The organism is Arthrobacter sp. GCM10027362, from assembly GCF_042679445.1.
In the GTDB taxonomy this organism is placed as follows: domain Bacteria; phylum Actinomycetota; class Actinomycetes; order Actinomycetales; family Micrococcaceae; genus Crystallibacter.
Window position 1 is genome coordinate 1 of sequence record NZ_JBHTML010000330.1, and the last position, 2113, is coordinate 2113.

The following is a 2113-nucleotide window of genomic DNA, read 5'->3' on the forward strand; positions in this document are numbered from 1 at the left end:
GCCCCGGTCGAGGCCCCCGCGGCCCCGGCCGCCAGCGGCGGGACCTACACGGTCCAGCCCGGCGACACCCTGGGCAACATTGCCGCCCAGCTCGGTGTGGCCGGCGGCTGGCAGGCCCTGCACGCGGCCAATGCCGACACCGTGTCCAACCCGAACCTGATCTTCGTCGGCCAGGTTCTGCAGCTGCCCGCCTGACAGGCGGCCCCACACGACTGCGCCCGGCGCAGTTCACAGAGAGCCCCGCATGCTTCCCCGACCGTGCGGGGCTCTCTTATGCCCGCTTATATGCCCGCTTCCCGGTGTCAGGCGGCGGCCGGGCGGGCCAGGCCGCGCAGCCAGCGCGCGAAGGCGGCCAGCATGAGGGCCGCGGCGGCGGTCCACGCCGCCGCGGCGATCCACACCCCTGCCTCACCGGTGCGCACCATCACCGGAATGCCTTCGTGCCGGCCGAAGAAGATGGTGGCCGCGGCGAACATCCCGAGCGGAAAGACGATGCTCCACAGCGAGGCCTCATAGCGCAGCGGGTAGCGCCAGACCCCGTGGCGCCAGATCCCGAACAGTACCAGCAGCGGAATCCACCACATGCCCACCGCCCAGAGCACGTAGCTGGCCCCTGCCACGAACGGCTCCGTGAGGCGGGAGACCGGGAATTGTGCCGGCATCGCCAGGATCCGGGAACCGGCCAGCACGGTGATGGCGGTGGCGCCCATGTAGATCCAGTAGGTGGGGCTGAGCGATTCGGGCCGGTTGGGGCGGGTCAGCAGCCGCAGCGTGACCACCGTGGCGATGATCAGGTACAGCATCACGCCCACCCCCCAGAGCCCGGTGGCCACCGCGCCCACGAACTGGGCGCGGGTGGTGGTGCCGACGACGGCGGCAGCGGCGGCCAGCGACTGGGTGGCCACCACCCAGAGGAACCAGCTGCCGTTGGCGCGCGTGATGGCCGGCTCGGGCCGTTCGCGCAGCAGCAGTTCGCACGGCAGCCAGTAGGTCAGCAGCAGCCATACCGCAGCGGTGGCCAGCGCCAGCACCAGCCCCACCCGCGGCTCCCCGGCCAGATCGTAGTGCAGGCCGATCACGTTGGCCGCGGCCACGATGGTGAAGAACCCGAAGGCGGTGGCGGGGTCCCGCAGGTCGCGGACCAGCTCCCCGCGGAAGGACACGGCACGCCAGACGGTCGCGAAGCCGAGCAGTCCGCCGGCGGCCACGGCGACGGCGAACAGCGCGGCGGACAGCCACCGGGCGCCCACCAGCGAACAGCCGGTGGAGAGGATGCCGGTGGCCATGACGAAGGCGAAGCAGGACGGCGGCAGTTCCCGGACGGCTTCCCCCACGGCGGCCAGGTGCCGTGCGGCCGCCGTACCCTCCGGCCGTTTTGCCCGGCCCTGCCGGCTCATGTGCGCGGGACGTCCGAGGGCCGCCGCCATTTGCGCTCCGGGGCCCGCCAGCGCCCGAGGGCCTCCAGCAGGGCCTCGGCGGAGTCTTCGACAATCAGCGTGCCGCGGAACTCCTCCCTGACGAAGCCGGCGCGGACCATGCCGTCCAGGCCCGCCAGCAGGTGGTCCCAGAAACCGTTGATGTTCAGGAAGGCCACCGGCTTGGCGTGGATGCCCAGCTGGAGCCAGGTCCAGGCCTCGAAGATCTCCTCCAGCGTGCCCACGCCGCCGGGCAGCGCCACGAAGCCGTCCGCAAGGTCCGCCATGAGCTGCTTGCGCTCGTGCATGGAACCCACCACGTGCAGCCGGGTCAGCCCCGTGTGCCCGACCTCCGCAGACTGCAGGGAGTCGGGGATGACGCCGATGACTTCGCCGCCGGCGGCCAGGGCCAGGTCGGCGACCACGCCCATCAGGCCCACCCGGCCGCCGCCGTAGACAATGCCGACCGAGCGCGAGGCGAGCCTGGCGGCAAACTGCCCGGCCGCTTCGGCGTAGACGGGATCATGGCCCGGGGACGAGCCGGTGAAGACAGCCAAGCGCATGCCCGCCATTATGTCACCGCCACGGGGACGGCTCCGGCCGCGGGGGCGCGGCCGGCACCCGGGTCGTCCGGATGGCGCACGGTAGGGCCGAAGTGCTCGGAGCGGGTGCCGGCCGGCGGGGGCGGCACCGTTGCG

At 72.7% G+C, this 2113-nt stretch carries 3 protein-coding genes; 1 reads left to right on the top strand and 2 read right to left on the bottom strand.

The annotated features are described in order from the left end of the window. Nucleotides 1-195: LysM peptidoglycan-binding domain-containing protein (locus ACFQ36_RS22285; RefSeq protein WP_377017684.1), on the top strand; the 195-nt coding region annotated here is incomplete at its 5' end. Nucleotides 196-302: 107 nt separating this feature from the next. Here ACFQ36_RS22285 and ACFQ36_RS22290 read toward each other — a convergent pair. Continuing rightward, entirely contained in the window at nt 303-1427 is a 1125-nt protein-coding gene (locus ACFQ36_RS22290; RefSeq protein WP_377017686.1) for a tellurite resistance/C4-dicarboxylate transporter family protein, read from the bottom strand. Beyond that, complete coding sequence (locus ACFQ36_RS22295) at nt 1394-1978, bottom strand: TIGR00730 family Rossman fold protein (protein WP_377017688.1); 585 nt, start codon at nt 1976-1978, stop codon at nt 1394-1396. Before ACFQ36_RS22295 ends, ACFQ36_RS22290 begins: the two co-directional genes overlap by 34 nt. Nucleotides 1979-2113 lie beyond the last annotated feature (135 nt).

What these genes read in the sequence shown, in the direction of transcription:
- ACFQ36_RS22290 (WP_377017686.1), bottom strand. Translation starts at nt 1,427, where the DNA reads ATGGCGGCGGCCCTCGGACGTCCCGCGCACATGAGCCGGCAGGGCCGG.
- ACFQ36_RS22295 (WP_377017688.1), bottom strand. Translation starts at nt 1,978, where the DNA reads ATGCGCTTGGCTGTCTTCACCGGCTCGTCCCCGGGCCATGATCCCGTC.